At 69.9% G+C, this 16,300-nt stretch carries 17 protein-coding genes and 2 riboswitches; of the genes, 11 read left to right on the forward strand and 6 right to left on the reverse strand.

From position 1 onward, the window contains the following. Positions 1–21: 21 nt before the first annotated feature. Positions 22–912 carry a dTDP-4-dehydrorhamnose reductase gene (rfbD, locus tag AC3A6J_RS20510; RefSeq protein WP_487861823.1) on the reverse strand — a complete coding sequence of 297 codons (891 nt, stop codon included), beginning with the start codon at positions 910–912 and terminating at the stop codon, positions 22–24. After that, a complete protein-coding gene (rfbB, locus tag AC3A6J_RS20515; RefSeq protein WP_487861824.1) occupies positions 909–1,979 on the reverse strand; it encodes a dTDP-glucose 4,6-dehydratase in 1,071 nt (356 codons plus the stop codon). The genes rfbD and rfbB overlap by 4 nt, the downstream gene beginning before the upstream one ends. 94 nt (positions 1,980–2,073) lie before the next feature. Then, a riboswitch (glycine riboswitch) is annotated at positions 2,074–2,170 on the forward strand. 3 nt (positions 2,171–2,173) lie between these two features. After that, a riboswitch (glycine riboswitch) is annotated at positions 2,174–2,279 on the forward strand. A gap of 88 nt (positions 2,280–2,367) precedes the next feature. Here rfbB and AC3A6J_RS20520 point away from each other — a divergent pair. Next, entirely contained in the window at positions 2,368–3,684 is a 1,317-nt protein-coding gene (locus AC3A6J_RS20520) for a D-amino acid dehydrogenase (RefSeq protein WP_487861825.1), read from the forward strand. A 31-nt stretch (positions 3,685–3,715) separates the two neighbouring features. On the opposite strand, the gene AC3A6J_RS20525 is transcribed toward AC3A6J_RS20520, so the two are convergent. The 3 genes from AC3A6J_RS20525 to AC3A6J_RS20535 form a co-directional block, all read right to left on the reverse strand. Beyond that, a complete protein-coding gene (locus AC3A6J_RS20525; protein WP_487861826.1) occupies positions 3,716–4,996 on the reverse strand; it encodes an FIST signal transduction protein in 1,281 nt (426 codons plus the stop codon). A 43-nt stretch (positions 4,997–5,039) separates the two neighbouring features. Beyond that, a complete protein-coding gene (locus AC3A6J_RS20530; protein WP_487861827.1) occupies positions 5,040–5,699 on the reverse strand; it encodes a PhaM family polyhydroxyalkanoate granule multifunctional regulatory protein in 660 nt (219 codons plus the stop codon). A gap of 88 nt (positions 5,700–5,787) precedes the next feature. Then, positions 5,788–7,203: an aminotransferase-like domain-containing protein gene (locus AC3A6J_RS20535; RefSeq protein WP_487861828.1), complete on the reverse strand. Its 1,416-nt coding sequence runs from the start codon at positions 7,201–7,203 to the stop codon at positions 5,788–5,790. A 101-nt stretch (positions 7,204–7,304) separates the two neighbouring features. Here AC3A6J_RS20535 and AC3A6J_RS20540 point away from each other — a divergent pair, with 101 nt between their 5' ends. From AC3A6J_RS20540 to AC3A6J_RS20585, 10 genes are read left to right on the forward strand one after another with little or no spacing between them, the layout of a single operon-like run. Then, complete coding sequence (locus AC3A6J_RS20540) at positions 7,305–7,904, forward strand: LysE family translocator (RefSeq protein ID WP_487861829.1); 600 nt, start codon at positions 7,305–7,307, stop codon at positions 7,902–7,904. After that, positions 7,901–8,845: a DMT family transporter gene (locus AC3A6J_RS20545; RefSeq protein WP_487861830.1), complete on the forward strand. Its 945-nt coding sequence runs from the start codon at positions 7,901–7,903 to the stop codon at positions 8,843–8,845. The genes AC3A6J_RS20540 and AC3A6J_RS20545 overlap by 4 nt, the downstream gene beginning before the upstream one ends. 38 nt (positions 8,846–8,883) lie before the next feature. Beyond that, entirely contained in the window at positions 8,884–10,137 is a 1,254-nt protein-coding gene (locus AC3A6J_RS20550) for an aminotransferase-like domain-containing protein (protein WP_487861831.1), read from the forward strand. 5 nt (positions 10,138–10,142) lie between these two features. Beyond that, a complete protein-coding gene (locus AC3A6J_RS20555; RefSeq protein ID WP_487861832.1) occupies positions 10,143–10,775 on the forward strand; it encodes a DJ-1/PfpI family protein in 633 nt (210 codons plus the stop codon). A gap of 25 nt (positions 10,776–10,800) precedes the next feature. Beyond that, on the forward strand, positions 10,801–11,484 hold the full coding sequence (locus tag AC3A6J_RS20560) for a LysE family translocator (RefSeq protein WP_487861833.1): 684 nt from the start codon (positions 10,801–10,803) through the stop codon (positions 11,482–11,484). 5 nt (positions 11,485–11,489) lie between these two features. After that, entirely contained in the window at positions 11,490–12,131 is a 642-nt protein-coding gene (locus tag AC3A6J_RS20565) for a glutathione S-transferase family protein (RefSeq protein WP_487861834.1), read from the forward strand. Between the two features lie 22 nt (positions 12,132–12,153). Further along, positions 12,154–13,095 (forward strand): PhzF family phenazine biosynthesis protein, encoded by a 942-nt coding sequence (locus tag AC3A6J_RS20570; RefSeq protein WP_487861835.1) that lies wholly within the window; start codon positions 12,154–12,156, stop codon positions 13,093–13,095. A gap of 14 nt (positions 13,096–13,109) precedes the next feature. After that, complete coding sequence (locus tag AC3A6J_RS20575; protein WP_487861836.1) at positions 13,110–13,802, forward strand: VOC family protein; 693 nt, start codon at positions 13,110–13,112, stop codon at positions 13,800–13,802. 1 nt (position 13,803) lies between these two features. Beyond that, complete coding sequence (locus tag AC3A6J_RS20580) at positions 13,804–14,436, forward strand: LysE family translocator (protein ID WP_487861837.1); 633 nt, start codon at positions 13,804–13,806, stop codon at positions 14,434–14,436. A 28-nt stretch (positions 14,437–14,464) separates the two neighbouring features. Beyond that, on the forward strand, positions 14,465–15,430 hold the full coding sequence (locus AC3A6J_RS20585; RefSeq protein WP_487861838.1) for a threonine dehydratase: 966 nt from the start codon (positions 14,465–14,467) through the stop codon (positions 15,428–15,430). Here the strand turns inward: AC3A6J_RS20585 and AC3A6J_RS20590 are convergent. Next, positions 15,427–16,254, reverse strand: a complete 828-nt coding sequence (locus tag AC3A6J_RS20590) for a creatininase family protein (protein WP_487861839.1) — start codon at positions 16,252–16,254, stop codon at positions 15,427–15,429. The two genes, AC3A6J_RS20585 and AC3A6J_RS20590, sit on opposite strands and share 4 nt — an antisense overlap. Between the last annotated feature and the right edge of the window lie 46 nt (positions 16,255–16,300).

A 16,300-nucleotide genomic window follows, 5' to 3' on the forward strand; every position in this document is an offset into this window, starting at 1 on the left:
CTTCTTTCCCTTTTGTTGTCTTCAGAGCGTCTCGCGCAGCATGCGTGCCACGCCGTCCTGCCATGGCGGCAGCCGCAGGCCGAAGGTCGATTGCAGCTTCGTGGTGTCGAGGCGCGAGTTGTGCGGACGCCTGGCGGGCGTGGGGAAGGCGCTCGTGGGCACGGGGTCGACCGCATCGGGCCCCGCCTTCAGCTCGACGCCGGCCGCCTTCGCTTGCTCGATGACGAAACGCGCATAGCCATGCCAGGTGGTGACGCCACCAGCCACCGCGTGATAGAGGCCCGCCTTGGCGGGGTCCTGCAGGGTCGCGCGGATCGCATGCGCGGTCAGGTCGGCCAGCAGCTCGGCGCCGGTCGGCGCGCCGAACTGGTCGTCGATGACGGTCAGCTTGTCGCGCTCCTTGGCCAGGCGCAGCATGGTCTTGGCAAAGTTGCCGCCGCGCGCCGCATACACCCAGCTGGTGCGGAAGATCAGGTGCCTCGCGCAGTGCGCGGCCACCAGCTGCTCGCCTTCGAGCTTGGTGCGGCCATACACGCTCAAGGGGCCGGTCGCATCGTCTTCCTTCCAGGGCGTGCTGCCGCTGCCGTCGAAGACGTAGTCGGTCGAGTAATGCACCATCAAAGCCCCGATCTGCTGCGCGGCCTCGGCCACGACGCCCGGCGAGGTGGCGTTGAGCTTGCGCGCGAACTCGGGCTCGCTCTCGGCCTTGTCGACGGCCGTGTGCGCCGCCGCATTCACGATGACATCGGGACGCACCTTGCGCACCGTCTCGGCGAGTTGCTCGGGCCGGCTGAAGTCGGCGTGAAGCTCGGTGCTGTCGAAGTCGAGCGCGACGAGTTCGCCCAGCGGCGCCAGGCTGCGCTGCAGCTCCCAGCCGACCTGTCCGCCCTTGCCCAGCAACAGCAGCTTCATGCGGCGTCCTTCGTGTCGTACTGCTTCTCGACCCATTCGCGGTAGGCGCCGCTCTGCACGTTGCGCACCCATTCGCCGTTGGCCAGGTACCACTCGACCGTCTTGCGGATGCCGGTGTCGAAGGTCTCGGCCGGCTTCCAGCCGAGTTCGCGCTCGAGCTTGCGCGCATCGATCGCATAGCGCCGGTCATGGCCGGGGCGGTCGGTGACGTAGCTGATCTGTTCCTTGTAGGGCTTGCCGTCCGCGCGCGGGCGCAGTTCGTCGAGCAGCGCACACACCGTGTTGACGATCTCGATGTTGGGCTTCTCGTTCCAGCCGCCCACGTTGTAGGTCTCGCCGAGCCGGCCGGCCTCGAGCACGCGGCGAATGGCGCTGCAATGGTCCTTCACGTAGAGCCAGTCGCGCACCTGCATGCCGTCGCCATACACCGGCAGCGGCTTGCCGGCCAGCGCATTGACGATCATCAGCGGGATCAGCTTTTCCGGGAAGTGGAACGGCCCGTAGTTGTTCGAGCAGTTGGTGGTGAGCACCGGCAGGCCGTAGGTGTGGTGCCAGGCGCGCACGAGGTGGTCGCTGGCGGCCTTGCTGGCCGAGTAAGGGCTGTTGGGCTCGTACTTGTTGTCTTCGGTGAAGGCAGGATCGGTCTTCGAGAGCGAGCCGTAGACCTCGTCGGTCGACACGTGCAAGAAGCGGAAAGCGGCCTTCTGGTCGGCGGGCAGCGCATTCCAGTGGCCGCGCACCGATTCGAGCAGGCGGAAGGTGCCGAGCACGTTGGTCTGCACGAAGTCTTCGGGGCCGTGGATCGAGCGGTCCACATGCGATTCGGCGGCGAAATTGACGACCGCCCGGACCTTGTGTTCGGCCAGCAGGCGATCGACGAGCGCGCTGTCGCCGATGTCGCCCTGCACGAAGATGTGCCGGGCATCGCCCTTGCGCGAAGCGAGCGTCTCGAGGTTGCCCGCGTAGGTCAGCTTGTCGAGGTTCACGACCGGTTCATCGCTCTGCGCGAGCCAGTCGAGTACGAAATTGGCGCCGATGAAGCCCGCGCCGCCGGTTACCAGGATCATGGAGTCCCCTGCTGAAATGGAACGATCGCCACCCGGCGATTGAACAGGCGATTATCCCATCGGGCCAGAGCGATCAAGCCGCCGGGCATACAATCGCGCCACTGCAGGAGAGCGGACAACATGCGTTGTCCCACCGAAGGCGCAAACTCCCATAAACGCTCAGGTCGGCCGAAGAGGCCTGTACTGCACCAACTGACACGCCGTCTGGAGAGACGTCACCCCGCGTGACGCGCCGAAGGAGCAAACCCGCTGCGGGCGCAGCGGGTGAATCTCTCAGGTACCGAGGACAGGGGGAGCGGCAACTTGGACGGCGATCGTCCGGTTGCTCGCTATGCAAAGCACAGCGACCCCGCCGCCATCCAAGCGCACCTCGAAAGAAGTACCTGAAATGCGCGTGAACGTTCTTGGCGCCGGCCTGCTCGGCGTGACCTCGGCCTATTACCTTCAACAGCTCGGCCACGATGTGACCGTGATCGACCGGCAGGCCACGCCGGCGGCAGAAACCAGCTTTGCCAACGGCGGGCAGATCTCGGTCAGCCATGCCGAACCCTGGGCCAATCCGGGCGCCCCGCTCAAGGTGCTGCAGTGGCTCGGCAAGGAAGACGCACCGCTGCTGTTCCGCGTGCGCGCCGACATGCGCCAGTGGCTCTGGGGCCTGCAGTTCCTGCGCGAATGCACACCCGCGCGCACCCGGCACAACATCGAGCAGATCGTGCGGCTGGGCACCTACAGCCGCGAGGTGCTGCAGCAGCTGCGCCGCGACACCAGTCTGGCGTACGACCAGCGCACGCAAGGCATCCTGCACTTCTACACGACCCAGAAGGAGTTCGATGCCGCCCTCGCGCCGGCCGAGCAGATGCGCGCGCTGGGCTGCGAGCGGCAGGTGATCTCGGCCGACGAGGCCGTGGCCATCGAGCCCGCGCTCGCGCACATCCGGCCGAAGCTGGCCGGCGCCACCTACACCGCAGAAGACGAGTCGGGCGATGCGAACCTCTTTGCGCGCGAACTCGCCAGGCTCGCCGCAGCGGCCGGGGTGAAGTTCCTCATGAGCCACACGGTGACCGCGCTGCGCGAGGCCGGCGGCCGGCTCGACCATGTCGAGGCGACCGACTCCGAAGGCCGCTTCCAGCGCATCGGCGGCGATGCGTTCGTGCTCGCGATGGGTTCGCTGAGCCCGGTCGTCGCGGCACCGCTCGGCATTCGCCTGCCGATCTATCCGGCCAAGGGCTACTCGGTGACGCTGCCGGTCAAGGACGCCTCGAAGGCGCACCAGGTCTCGCTCACGGACGACGAATTCAAGCTCGTGTTCTCGCGCTACACCTCGCCGGGCGCCGAGGGGGGCGACCGCCTGCGCATTGCGGGCACGGCCGAACTCAACGGCTACGACCGCGACCTGAACCGCGTGCGCTGCGAGGCCATCGTGCGGCGCGTCGAAGAACTGTTCCCCGGCGCGGGCGACACCACACAGGCGCAGTTCTGGACCGGCCTGCGCCCCGCGACGCCGAGCAACGTACCGATGATCGGCAAGACGAAGCTGCCGAACCTGTACCTCAACACCGGCCACGGCACGCTGGGCTGGACGCATGCCTGCGGATCGGGCAAATCGATCGCGCGCATCGTGACCGGGCTCGCGCCCGAAGTGGACTTTGCGTTCACGGGGATGCCGCGGCCGGCGCGCGGGGTCATGGCAGCGGCCGTGGGCTGAGCCAGGGCCGACTGACCGCGGACGTCCGCGGTCAGTCGGCAGCCGCAAACACCGTCAGCACGCCGGTATACCCATACAGCCGGTGCCGCGCGATCTCGCCGGCCGCGAAGAAGCCGACCAGCGGCACGTCGCCGAGCGCATGCCGCACGATCTGCAGTTCGGCGCCGGGTGCGCCGAAATGCGGGCCGCCGCGCCCCGAGCAGCTCACGTACACAGCACCCGCGATGCGGCGCGCCGGATGCGGTGCGGCCTCGGCCTCCCCGGCCGCCACGGCGCGCGCGGTGGCCAGCGTCTGCTCCTCGGGCTCGAGTTCTTCGCGGATCTCGGCGCAGATGCGCATCAGGTCCGCGCGCGCGGCCTGCGCATTGCGGCGGCAGAAGCTCAGCCGCATGCCGGCTTCGGCCACGTCGGCGATCGCCACGCCGCGGCGCGTCGGATCGAGCCCGATGATGTGACGTACCAGCACGTCGGCGCCCAGGTCGCCGGTACGGCGGATGCCGTCACTGCCCGCATCGGCCAGGCCCACCAGCGTGTTGCGCACCGCGTCGATGGCCTCCTGCGGCCGTTCGAGCGACACCTGCAGCTCCGCCAGCAGCACGTCGAGCGCAGGCTCGCCATCGAGCTTGAGCAGCAGGTTGCCGTCGGCCTCGGTGATCACGCGCTCGCGCCCGGCCCCCGCGCGCAGCGGCTGGCAGCCCTGCGTGACGCGCGACACCAGCCGCACGCCCTCGCCGAACACCACGCCCGACATCCCGCCCGAGAACACGCCGCCCGCCGCGCCATGGCCGCGGATGTTGCCGTTGCCGCCGACCGCGAACTGCAGCGCGCCGGCCCGGCCCGACGACAGCCCGCCGAACAAGTAGCCGGTGTCGGTGCGGCCCGCCATTTCACCGATCAGTTCGGGCAGGTCGGGTGTCGCGGGGTCTGCATGCACGAGCGCGGTATGGGCCTCGAAACCGCTCATTTCCGAGCTGCCGAGCGGCGCGACGCCCGAGAACACGCGGTACTGGTCGCTCGGCAGCGCGCACAGCATGAGGCTCAGGCCGGGCTCGTCGAAGTACTCGGCGTTGTTGGCCGCCACGCCGACGCCGACCGTGCCCGACCAGTCGGTCACTTCGGGCAGCTCGGCGCTCAGATGATCGAGGATCTCCTGCGCGTCCGAGGCGTAGTGATCGGTGATGTAGAGCAGGCCGAGCGTCGGCGACGAGGCGTATTCGGGCAGCGCCATCTGCGCGCGCAGCTGCGCCAGCACGAGGCCGGCGGCCATGCGCCATTGCGGATGGGTGGCGTGGCCGGAAGGAAACAGTTTCATGGTGCGTGCCGTCCGTTCTTGTCGAAGGAGAGCATGTAAGAGATCAACGCCCGCCGGTGGTTCGCTTGCGCGTGGCGGTGGGTGTCTTTTTGGGCGTGTTTTTCTTCGCAGCGGCCGTCCTGGCGGCGGGCTTCTGCGTTGTTGCGGACGGGCTGCCGCGCATGGCCTTGCCGACCGCGTCGGCCATCGGTTGCGCCATGGCGGGCACCTTGAGCTCGGCCGCGTCCTGCAGCGCCGAGTTCGCGATCTGCTGGAACTGCTCGGTCAGCGAGCCCCACCACTGCATCGGATCGACCACGCCGGGCGCCGGCGCTTCATCGGCCCCCGCCGCAGGCTCGGCCGCTGCCGACCGGGGCACGGCGGCAGCGGGTTCCGCGGCCGCCTGTTTCGAGAAGGCGCTCGCGATGTCCTCCATGCGCACGTTCATGCCGCGCAGAGTCGAGAGCGTCATCTTCTGCACCTCCAGCGCCTGGACCGTGGCCTTCAGCGCATGGCCGTTCTGCTCGAGCCAGTACTGCACCGTCTTGAGTTCCTGGATGCGCTTGTCGAGCTCTTCCACGCTCAGCGTGGGCGCCACCCAGCTCGCCAGGCTCGGCAGCCCGGGGGCGGCCGCCGGGTTTGCGCCGCCGCCGGCGAGGTTCTTCAGAAAGTCGAACCCGGGGACGAACTGGCTGAAATCGAAGGGCTGGCTGGCGTTGCTCATGAGGCGGTCTCCGAAGGGGTTGTCCTGTGGTGCCAGCTTACTCCAACGCACGGCCTTTTCGCCCGCGCGGACAAGCGTTGCGCACGGGTCAAAGCTCCGCGCGCACCTTGCTGAACACCTTCCAGAAGGCCGCATCCTGCGAGGTCGCGAAATTGATGCGCATCAGCGTGCTCGGGGGACGCCGCGCATGGAACAGCGAACCCGGCGCCAGCAGGTAGCCCTGGTCGAGCATGCGCTGCGTGAGCGCGTCGGTGTCGACGCCCGTGTCGACCCAGCCGAACAGCCCCGCGGGCTCCGACGCGAAGCGGCAGCCGTGCGCCATTGCGAGCTTCACCGCGCGCCCCCGCGCGCCGTCGAGACGGATGCGCACGCGCTCCGAATGCCGACGCAGCTGGCCCTGGTCGATGCACCACGACAAAGCCCGCTCGAACAGCGTGGGCGTGGTCAGCGTGGCCAGCAGCTTGGTCTCGAGCAGCCGATCCTTCAGCTCGGCCGAGGCCGCGAGATAGCCGATGCGCCAGTTGGGCGCGAGGATCTTCGCGAAGCCGCTGACGTAGATGGTGCGCTGCAACCCGTCTAGCGCGCAGAGCCGCGTCGCATGCTCGGGCGCGAGGTGGCTGTAGGTGTCGTCCTCGACGATGTGGAAGTCGTGCTCGTTGGCGAGCTTCAGAATCCGGTGCGCGCTGCCCGGCGTGAGGCTGTAGCCGGTCGGGTTGTGCAGCACGCTCACGCTCACGAAGAGCTTGGGGCTGTGCAGCGCGCAGTACTGGGCCATCACCTCGAGGTCGGGCCCGTCGGCGCGGCGCGGCACCGGAAGAATGCGCATGCCCATCGCCTCGAGCCGCGCAAACTCGAGCGCCCATCCGGGCTCCTCGACCATCACCGGATCGCCCGCGCGCAGCAGAGTGCGGCTCACGATGTCGAGCGCATGCGTGGCGCCCACCGTCGTCACGATCTGGTCGGGCGCCGCGGGCACGTTGATGCCGACGAGCCGGTTCGACAGGCTGCGTCGCAGCGCGGCATCGCCCGACGGTTCGCCGTATTGCAGCGAGAGTTCCTGCAGCGCCGCGGTGTTGGTCATGCGGCGCACTGCCGTCGGCATGAAGGTCGAGGCCATCCAGTCGGGCGGAAACACGCCCATGCCGGGCTGCGGCTTGTCGCTCGGCCGGTGGAACATGCTGCGGATCAGCGAACTCGCGTCGGCCGGCACGCGCGATCCCATCATCTGCATGACCCTCGGCGCCACGCTGGCCGAGCGGGCGTCCTGGGCGGGCGCCGCATCGCGCACATAGAAGCCGCGCTGGCGGCGCGCCTCGATCAGGCCCTGCGCCAGCAGCTGGTCGTAGGCGGCGACCACGGTGTAGGGGCTCACGCCCTGCTGGCGCGCGCATTCGCGCACCGAAGGCAGGCGCGCACCGGGCGGCAGCAGCCGCGTGCGGATGCGCTCCGCCAGCCGGTCGGCCAATTGCCCTGTCAGCGACTGGGTGGGGGTTCGTGTCAACATCTGCGCGGCGCCTGTGTCGATGGGAAGACCAATACAGTGTCAGCGCATGTGTGCACAACTGTATTGGAACTGTAATGGTCCCAAAGTTTAGAGTGTAAGAAATGAACTGGCAAGAATTCACCGCATTGCTGGTGCTGGCCACCGCGATGAGTTTTTCGCCGGGGCCCAACACCACGCTCTCCACCGCGCTCGCAGCCAACGGCGGCCTGCCGCGCGCCATGCGCTTCGTGATCGCGGTGCCGGTCGGCTGGACGCTGCTGCTGGTGCTGTCGGCAGCCGGCATCGGCGCGCTGGTGGTCGCGGTGCCGTCACTGCGGCTCGCCATCAAGGCGCTCGGCATCGGCTACCTGCTGTGGCTCGCCTACAAGCTCAGCGGCAGCGCCACCCTCGGCAAGGCCGACGGCCAGAGCCTGTCGATCGGCTTCGGCCAGGGCGTGATGCTGCAGTTCGTCAACATCAAGGCCTGGCTGCTCGCGCTCACGCTCGTGGCCGGCTGGATCGCGGGCCAGCCCGATCCGCTCGGCCGCTTCGCGATCGTGGCGCCGGTGATGGTGGTCTACGCCTTCGCCAGCAACTTCGTCTATGCGCTCGCCGGTGCGCTGCTGCGCAGCTGGCTGGCCAAAGGCCGGCGCCTGCTGTGGTTCAACCGAGCGATGGCGCTGGTGCTGGTGCTCACCGCCGGGTGGATGCTCGGCGTATGAAGCGGCTCGCCATCAAGGACGAGACGCTCGGCATGTGGCTCGGCGTGATCGGCGTGGCGCTGTTCGCGGTCACGCTGCCGATGACGCGGCTCGCCACCGGCACGCAGGAGGCGCCGCAGCTGTCGCCCTGGTTCGTCACGCTCGGGCGGGCCGCGCTCGCGGGCCTGCTCTCGACGGTGTTCCTGCTTGCCACGCGCTCGCCGCGGCCGGCGCCGCACCAGTGGAAGCCGCTCGGCATGGCCGTGCTCGGCAACGTGATCGGCTATCCGCTGCTGCTGGGCTATGCGCTGCGCGTGGTCACGGCCAGCCACGCGGCGGTGGTCACGGCGCTGCTGCCGCTCGTGACCGCGGCCGTCGCGGCCTGGGTGCTGCACCAGCGCGCACGGCTGGGCTTCTGGCTCTGCGCCATCGCTGGCAGCGTCCTGGTGGTGCTGTTCTCGCTGCTGCGCGCCGCCCAGCAGGGCCACGGCTTCGGCTTCGAATGGGCCGACCTGCTGCTGGTGGGCGCCGTCATCGCGGCATCGGTCGGCTACATCTACGGCGCCCAGGTGACGCCCTCGCTCGGCGCCGAGCGCGTGATCTGCTGGGTCTGCGTGATGGCGCTGCCGGTCACGCTGCCGGCCACGCTGGTGCTGTGGCCGCAGACCCCGATCGCCGCGTCGTCCTGGGCCGGCTTCGTCTACGTCGGCGTGTTCTCGATGTGGATCGGCTTCTTCGCGTGGTACCGCGGGCTCGCGCTCGGCGGCGCGCTGCGCGTGAGCCAGACCCAGCTGCTGCAGCCCTTCCTCTCGATCCTCGCGGCCATCCCGCTCTTGGGCGAACCGCTCGACGTGGTCACCCTCGGCTTCGCCGCCGCCGTGGTCTGCACCGTCGTGCTCGGCAAGCGGCTGTCGCAGCCGCAGCCCGCCATCGCCAGCCCGGCGCGCACCGCCACACCCTGAATCCGCACCGCATACCCTCTGCCTGAAAGAAGAACCCCATGGACTGGAAACTCGCCGCCCGCGCCGCCAAGATGAACCCCTCGGTGCTGCGTGAAATCCTCAAGGTCACCGAGCGCCCCGGCATCATCAGCCTGGCCGGCGGCCTGCCTTCGCCCAAGACCTTCCCGATCCAGGCCTTTGCCGATGCCTGCGCCGAGGTGCTGCACAACGACGGCCAGGCGGCGCTGCAATATGCCGCGAGCGAAGGCTATGCGCCGCTGCGCCAGGCGGTGGCCGACATGCTGCCGTGGAACGTCGATCCCGCGCAGGTGCTCATCACCACCGGTTCGCAGCAGGGCCTCGACCTGGTGGCCAAGGCGCTCATCGACCCGGGCAGCCGCGTGCTGGTGGAAACGCCCACCTACCTCGGTGCGCTGCAGGCCTTCGGCCCGATGGAGCCGATGCCGGTGAGCGTGGCGAGCGACGACGACGGCGTAGTGGTCGACGACCTGATCGCCAAAGCGCGCCCGGGTGCCGACGATGCGGCGCGCTTCGTCTACCTGCTGCCCAACTTCCAGAACCCGACGGGTCGCACCATGACCGAGGCGCGGCGTGCGGCCGTGTCGGCCGCGGCTGCCGCGGCGGGCTTGCCGATCGTCGAAGACAACCCTTATGGCGAACTCTGGTTCGACGAGGCGCCGCCGCTGCCGCTGACCGCGCGCAATCCCGAAGGCTGCATCTACCTCGGCTCGTTCTCGAAGGTGCTCGCGCCCGGGCTGCGGCTCGGCTTTTTGGTGGCACCGAAGGCCATCTACCCGAAGCTGCTGCAGGCCAAGCAGGCGGTCGACCTGCACACGCCGATCTTCACGCAGCGCATGGTCTGCGAAGTGATGAAGGATGGTTTTCTCGATCGCCACGTGCCGACCATCCGCGCACTCTACAAGCGCCAGCGCGATGCGATGCTGGGCGCGCTCACGCGCGAGATGGCGGGGTTGGATGTGAAGTTCAACGCCCCGCTCGGCGGCATGTTCCTCTGGGCCCGCATGCCCGAGGGCATCGACACCGTGGCGCTGCTGCCCAAGGCGGTGGAGCGCAACGTGGCCTTCGTGCCGGGCGCGCCGTTCTATGCGGGCCAGGGCGATCCGCGCACGCTGCGGCTGTCGTTCGTGACCGCGAGCGTCGAGGAGATCGACACCGCGATCGCCGCGCTCGCTGCCGTGCTGCGCGAAGAAATCGCCGCGCTCGCTGCCGTGCTGCGCGAAGAAATCGCCGCGCTCGGCACCCAACGCACGCTGGCGCCCGAACCGGTCTGAGAGCCATGCACATCGCCATCCTGACCTTCGACGGCTTCAACGAACTCGACTCGCTGATCGCGCTTGGCGTGCTCAACCGCGTGAAGCGCCCGGGCTGGCGTGTGACGCTGGCCTCCCCCTCGGCCACGGTCACCTCGATGAACGGCGTGACGCTGCACGCGACCTCGACACTCGAGGCCGCCTGCGAGGCCGAGGCGGTGCTCGTCGGCAGCGGCATCCGCACGCGCGAAATCGCCGCCGATCCCGCCATCATGGGCGTGCTGCGCCGGCTCGACACCACGCGGCAGCTGATCGGCGCGCAGTGCTCGGGCACGTTGCTGCTCGCCAAGCTGGGGCTGCTGGGCACGGTGCCTGCCTGCACCGACCTCACGACCAAGCCATGGGTGCAGGAAGCTGGCGTCGAGGTGCTCAACCAGCCTTTCTTTGCGAGCGGCAACGTGGCAACCGCGGGCGGATGCCTGTCGGCGCCCTACCTCGCGGCCTGGCTCATCGCGCGCAGCGAAGGCGTCGAGGCGGCAAGAAGCGCGTTGCACTATGTCGCCCCGGTGGGCGAGAAGGACGACTACGTGGCGCAGGCCATGCGCAACATCGAGCCGTACCTGCCGCAGGCTGCGACAACCGCAGCCGCAGCGGCCTGAGAGACGCATTGCTGCAGGTCACGCCATGATCAGCCTCGCCACGCTCGCGCTCTTCCTCCTGGCCGTGCTCGCGCTGTTCCTGTCGCCCGGGCCGAACATGGCCTTCGTGCTCTCGCACGGCGTGGCGCACGGGCCGCGCGGCGGATTTGCGGCGGCGCTCGGCATTTCGTCGGCCGATCTGCTGCACACGCTCTTTGCCGCCACCGGCGTCACCGCGTTGGTGGCGGCATGGCCGCCTTCGTTCGACCTGCTGCGCTATGCGGGTGTGCTGTACCTGTTGTGGCTGGCGCTGCAGTCGCTGCGCAGCAGCAGCAACAACGACCGCGGATTGCCCGCCGGCACGCGTGTGCGGACCTCCGCCTTCGCACGCATCGTGCGCATGGCCTTTTTCAACAACCTGGTCAATCCGAAGGCGCTGCTGTTCTTCATGGTGTTCCTGCCGCAGTTCGTCGACCCGGCGCGCGGCAGCGTGTCCTTGCAACTGGTGCAGCTCGGCGTCATGCTCTCGGCTGCCGCGCTCGCATTCAACACGCTGCTCGGCGCCTGCAGCGGGCAGATTGGCCGATGGCTGCAGCGCCGTCCGGGGGCTGAAAGATTCCAGCGCATCCTGCTCGCGCTCGTGATGGTCGGACTCGCAATTCGCCTGCTGCTGCTCGACCGTCCTTCCATGCCCTCCGCCCTGTCCGCCACACCTGTCCAAGGAAGCTGAACACCATGCTCAATATCTGGGGCCGCATCAGTTCGATCAACGTGCGCAAAGTCGTCTGGTGCGCACAGGAGCTCGGGCTCGACTTCCAGCGCACCGAGGCCGGTGGCCTGTCCGGCGTGGTGCAGACGCCCGAATACCTCGCACTCAATCCCAATGCCACGGTGCCCACCATCGACGACGGCGAGGGTGCCGAGCGCGTGACGCTCTGGGAATCGAACGTCATCGTGCGCTATCTCTGCGCCAAGCACTCGCACGGCACGCTCTACCCCAGCGAACTGCCGGCGCGCTTCGACGCCGAACGCTGGATGGACTGGCAGCAGACCATGCTCAACCGCGCGAGCCGCGATGCCTTCGTGCAATGGGTGCGTACGCCGCCGGCAGAGCGCGACCCGGCGCTGATCGCGGCCTCGGTGTACGCGAGCGAGGCGCTGTTCGCGCGGCTCGACGCGCACCTGGCGCGCCAGCCCTACATGACGGGCGAGCGCTTCACCATGGCCGACATCCCGATCGGCTGCGAGGCCCACCGCTGGTTCGGCCTGCCGCCGCTCGACTACCAGCGGCCGGCCTGGCCGAACCTCGAACGCTGGTACGGCGAATTGCTCTCCCGGCCAGGCGCGCGCGGCGTGCTCGACCTGGGCCTCGAATGACATGCCCCCTTCGGATCCGACGATGAAATCCCGCCCCTTCAAGCAAGTCGACGTCTTCACGGCAAAGCCCTTGCGCGGCAACCCCCTTGCGGTGGTGCTCGACGGCAGCGGCCTGGACGACGCCGCGATGCAGCGCTTCGCGCAGTGGACGAACCTGTCCGAAACCACCTTCCTGCTGCCGCCCACCGAGCCCACGGCCGACTACCGCGTGCGCATCTTCACGCCCGGCGGCGAGCTGCCGTTCGCGGGCCATCCCACCATCGGCAGTTGCCACGCCTGGCTGCAGGCCGGTGGCAAGCCGCGCGCGGCGGGGCGCATCGTGCAGCAATGCGCGGTGGGCCTGGTGCCGCTGCGCCACGAGGGCGAGCGCCTGGCCTTCGCGGCGCCGCCGCTGGCGCGCAGCGCGCCGAGCCCGAGCCTTCTGGCCAAGGTGGCGGGGGCGCTCGGCCTGAAGGCACAGCAGATCGTGGCGGCCCAGGTGCTCGACAACGGGCCGGTCTGGTTCGGCCTGCTGCTCAACGACGCCGACACCGTGCTCGGCCTCGCGCCCGACCACCGCCTGCTCAAGGAGCTGGGCGTGAAGGTCGGCGTGGCGGGCGTGCCTGCCGGGCAAGAGGAGGCCATGCTGATCGGCCGCTCCAACCGCGAGGCACGTGCCTTCGGCGGCCGGCGCGATGCGGGGCAACCGGCGCGGGCCGATGCGGACGACGGCGCGAAGATCGATCTCGAGGTGCGCGCCTTCGCCGCGCCCCTCGGCGTGGAAGAAGACCCGGTGACCGGCAGCCTCAACGCGGGCCTGGCCGAATGGCTGATCGCCGACGGCCTCATGCCCGCGCGCTACCTCGCCGCGCAGGGGCAGTGCCTGGGCCGTGCGGGCCGGGTGCACATCGAGCGCGACGCCGACGGCACGGTGTGGGTCGGCGGCGACGCCGTGACCTGCATCGACGGGCAGGTCACGCTCTAGGCGCTATCTCCATCATGCAAGCCCGCCTCGACCATCTCGTGATCGCCGCCGCCTCGCTGGCCGAGGGCGTGGCCTGGTGCGAAGCGACGCTCGGCGTCACGCCCGGGCCGGGCGGTTCGCACCCGCTCATGGGCACGCACAACCGGCTGCTGAACATCGCGAGCGACGCTTTCCCGCGGGCCTACCTCGAGATCATCGCCATCGAGCCCGGCAAGAAGCCCTCGCGGCGCGGCACGCGGCGCTGGTTCGACCTCGACGATCCGGTGCTGCAGGCCGCGCTGGTGCAGCACGGGCCGCGGCTCGTGCACTTCGTCGCGAGCGTGCCCGATGCGCGCCTCGCCATGCAGGCGCTCGCCCACGACGAGCGCCTGCCGATCGATCGCGGCCCGCTGCTCGCGGCCTCGCGCGACACGCCCGCCGGGCGGCTCGAATGGCAGATCACCGTGCGCGACGACGGCCAGCGGCTCTTCTACGGCGCGCTGCCCACGCTGATCGAGTGGGGGCCGGTTCACCCCACCGACGCGATGCCCGCCTCAGGCCTGGCGATGCGCTCGCTCGCGGCCACGCATCCGCGCGCGGCCGATCTTGCCGCGGCGCTCGCGGCCATCGGCATGCAAGGGTTCGCCGTGCAGCCCGGCGCGCCCGACCTGGTGGCCGTGCTCGACACACCGCGTGGCCCGGTCACGCTTCGATCGGAAGGAACCTGAGATGCTGACCCTGACCGAAGTCGCCTGGTTCGCGCTGGCCTCGATGGTGCTGGCGCTCACGCCCGGGCCGAACATGATCTATTGCGTGTCGCGCACGCTCGTGCAGGGCCGCCGCGCCGGGTTGGTCTCGCTCGGCGGCGTGCTGATGGCGTTCCTCGTGCACCTGTTCGCCGCCGCGCTCGGCCTCACCGCGCTGCTGCTCGCGGTGCCGCTCGCGTTCGACGCGATCCGCCTCGCGGGCGCGGCCTACCTGCTGTGGCTCGCATGGCAAGCCGTCAGGCCCGGCGGCCATGCGCCCTTCGCGGCGCGCGCGCTGCCGGCCGATCCGCCGGGCAAGCTGTTCCGCATGGGCTTTCTCACCAACCTGCTGAACCCGAAGGTGGCGATGTTCTACCTCTCGTTCTTTCCGCAGTTCCTCCATCCCGAGCGCGGCTCGGTGCTGCTGCAGAGCCTGCAGCTCGGCGCGGCGCAGATCGCGAGCAGCGCGGCGGTCAACACGCTCATGATCCTCGGCGCCGCGGGCATCACGGCCGTGCTGTCGCAAAGCGCGGGCTGGCTGCGAGCGCAGCGCTACATCATGGGCAGCGTGCTGGCGGCCATGGCCGTGCGCGTGGCGCTGACCGAACGCAAGTAGCCGAAAAGAAAGAAAGACGGTCCGCACGATGAGGTTCACCCGCGAAGAGATCGAGGCCGCGCTCGGCACCGTGCGCACCGCCATGCCACCCACGCCGCAGTACGCCTGGCCGCTGCTCGCCGAGCGCCTCGGCTGCACCGTCTGGGCCAAGCACGAGAACCACACGCCGGCCGGCGCCTTCAAGATCCGCGGCGGCCTCACCTACTTCGAGACCCTCGCGCGCGAGCAGCCCGACGTGCGCCATGCGATCAGCGCCACGCGCGGCAACCACGGCCAGTCGGTCGGCTTCGCCGCGCGGCGCCATGGCATCGCCGCCACCATCGTGGTGCCGCACGGCAACTCGCGCGAGAAGAACGCCGCCATGCGCGCGCTCGGCGTGCAGCTGGTCGAGCACGGCGACGACTTCCAGGCCGCGGCCGAACACGCGGCCCTGCTCGCCGAGCGCGACCGCCTGCACCGCGTGCCCTCGTTCCACCGCGAGCTGGTGCGCGGCGTCGCGACCGCGTACGTCGAATTCTTCAGCGCGCTGGCCGATGCGCCGCCCGACGTGCTGTTCGTGCCCATCGGCCTCGGCTCGGGCTTTGCGGGGGCGGCTGCGGCGCGCGCCCACTGCGGCGTGCCGACCAAGCTCATCGGCGTGGTGTCCGCGCATGCCTCGGCCTACCGCGACTCGTTCCGCGCGGGCCGGCCGCTCGAGTCGCCGGTGACGACGCGGCTGGCCGACGGCATGGCCTGCCGCACGCCCGTGCCCGAGTCCGTCGACGTGATCCTGCGCGAAGCCGACGACGTGATCACCGTGACCGACGACGAAGTCGCCGCGGCGATGCGCATCCTCTTCAGCGATACGCACAACGTGGCCGAGGGCGCGGGCGCCGCGGCGCTCGCGGGAGCGATTCAGCAGCGGGAACGCTGGCGCGGCAAAAGGGTGGGGATCTGCCTGACCGGCGGCAATGTCGATTCGGACATGTTCGCCGAGGTGCTGCAGGCGCGCTAAGGCAGCGGCCCCGTGTTCGCGGTGTCCAGCGGCAGCCGCGACACCTCCGCGAGCAGCAAGGCCAACTGCTGCGCGGCCGCTTCGACCACCTGCTGCCCCTTGGCCGCCGTGGCCGCGGCGGCATTGCCCGCCGCGCCCTCGGCGTTGTAGTCTTCCATCGCCCAACCGAGCTTGGCGCTCTTGCCGTTGCCCAGGATCGCGTAGCCCGCGGCGCGCTCGACCGATGTGGAGCCGAAGTCCTTCGCCTCGTCCATGCGCACCGACTGCGGCGCGAGCGCCAGCATCATCGAGGTTTCGATCTCGCCGGCATGCACGCCGAAGCGATGCTCCGCGGCACTGAACTGCGCGCCCGCATCGCCGAGCGGCAGGTTGAACCAGCTCACGCTGTAGACGATGAGGCCGTGCGCGGCGCGCAGCTCTCGTGCCACGATGTCCATCGCGCCGACGTGGCCGCCGTGCGCGTTGAACAGCACCAGCTTCTTCACGCCGGCGCGCGCCACGCCGGCGCCGATTTCGTTCCACACCCGGATCAGCGTTTCGGCCGACAGCGTGAGCGTGCCCGCGAAGCGGGCGTGCTCGGGGCTCAGGCCGACCTGCTGCGTCGGCAGGAACAGCACCGGCAGCGCGGGCGCCAGCAGCGGCAGCGCGGCGGCCACGATGCCGTCGGCCAGCACGGTGTCCACGCCCAGCGGCAGGTGGGGCCCGTGCTGCTCGGTCGCGCCGAGCGGCAGCACGGCGACGGTGGACGCCGCATCGAGCGCCGCGAAGTCGCGCGTGGTGAGCTGGGCCCAGAAGCGGGGCAGGGAAACGGGGGGAGCGTTCATGCCGCGATCTTAGGCCGGGCCGGTGCCGAGCTGCAGGCCTGCAGGA

This window comes from Variovorax sp. Soil_C_39 (assembly GCF_057656815.1).

Coding starts and splice junctions, on each gene's coding strand:
- rfbD (WP_487861823.1), bottom strand. CDS start 912: ATGAAGCTGCTGTTGCTGGGCAAGGGCGGACAGGTCGGCTGGGAGCTG.
- AC3A6J_RS20540 (WP_487861829.1), top strand. CDS start 7,305: ATGAACTGGCAAGAATTCACCGCATTGCTGGTGCTGGCCACCGCGATG.
- AC3A6J_RS20565 (WP_487861834.1), top strand. CDS start 11,490: ATGCTCAATATCTGGGGCCGCATCAGTTCGATCAACGTGCGCAAAGTC.
- AC3A6J_RS20520 (WP_487861825.1), top strand. CDS start 2,368: ATGCGCGTGAACGTTCTTGGCGCCGGCCTGCTCGGCGTGACCTCGGCC.
- AC3A6J_RS20535 (WP_487861828.1), bottom strand. CDS start 7,203: ATGTTGACACGAACCCCCACCCAGTCGCTGACAGGGCAATTGGCCGAC.
- rfbB (WP_487861824.1), bottom strand. CDS start 1,979: ATGATCCTGGTAACCGGCGGCGCGGGCTTCATCGGCGCCAATTTCGTA.
- AC3A6J_RS20570 (WP_487861835.1), top strand. CDS start 12,154: ATGAAATCCCGCCCCTTCAAGCAAGTCGACGTCTTCACGGCAAAGCCC.
- AC3A6J_RS20580 (WP_487861837.1), top strand. CDS start 13,804: ATGCTGACCCTGACCGAAGTCGCCTGGTTCGCGCTGGCCTCGATGGTG.
- AC3A6J_RS20550 (WP_487861831.1), top strand. CDS start 8,884: ATGGACTGGAAACTCGCCGCCCGCGCCGCCAAGATGAACCCCTCGGTG.
- AC3A6J_RS20560 (WP_487861833.1), top strand. CDS start 10,801: ATGATCAGCCTCGCCACGCTCGCGCTCTTCCTCCTGGCCGTGCTCGCG.
- AC3A6J_RS20530 (WP_487861827.1), bottom strand. CDS start 5,699: ATGAGCAACGCCAGCCAGCCCTTCGATTTCAGCCAGTTCGTCCCCGGG.
- AC3A6J_RS20575 (WP_487861836.1), top strand. CDS start 13,110: ATGCAAGCCCGCCTCGACCATCTCGTGATCGCCGCCGCCTCGCTGGCC.
- AC3A6J_RS20585 (WP_487861838.1), top strand. CDS start 14,465: ATGAGGTTCACCCGCGAAGAGATCGAGGCCGCGCTCGGCACCGTGCGC.
- AC3A6J_RS20590 (WP_487861839.1), bottom strand. CDS start 16,254: ATGAACGCTCCCCCCGTTTCCCTGCCCCGCTTCTGGGCCCAGCTCACC.
- AC3A6J_RS20525 (WP_487861826.1), bottom strand. CDS start 4,996: ATGAAACTGTTTCCTTCCGGCCACGCCACCCATCCGCAATGGCGCATG.
- AC3A6J_RS20555 (WP_487861832.1), top strand. CDS start 10,143: ATGCACATCGCCATCCTGACCTTCGACGGCTTCAACGAACTCGACTCG.
- AC3A6J_RS20545 (WP_487861830.1), top strand. CDS start 7,901: ATGAAGCGGCTCGCCATCAAGGACGAGACGCTCGGCATGTGGCTCGGC.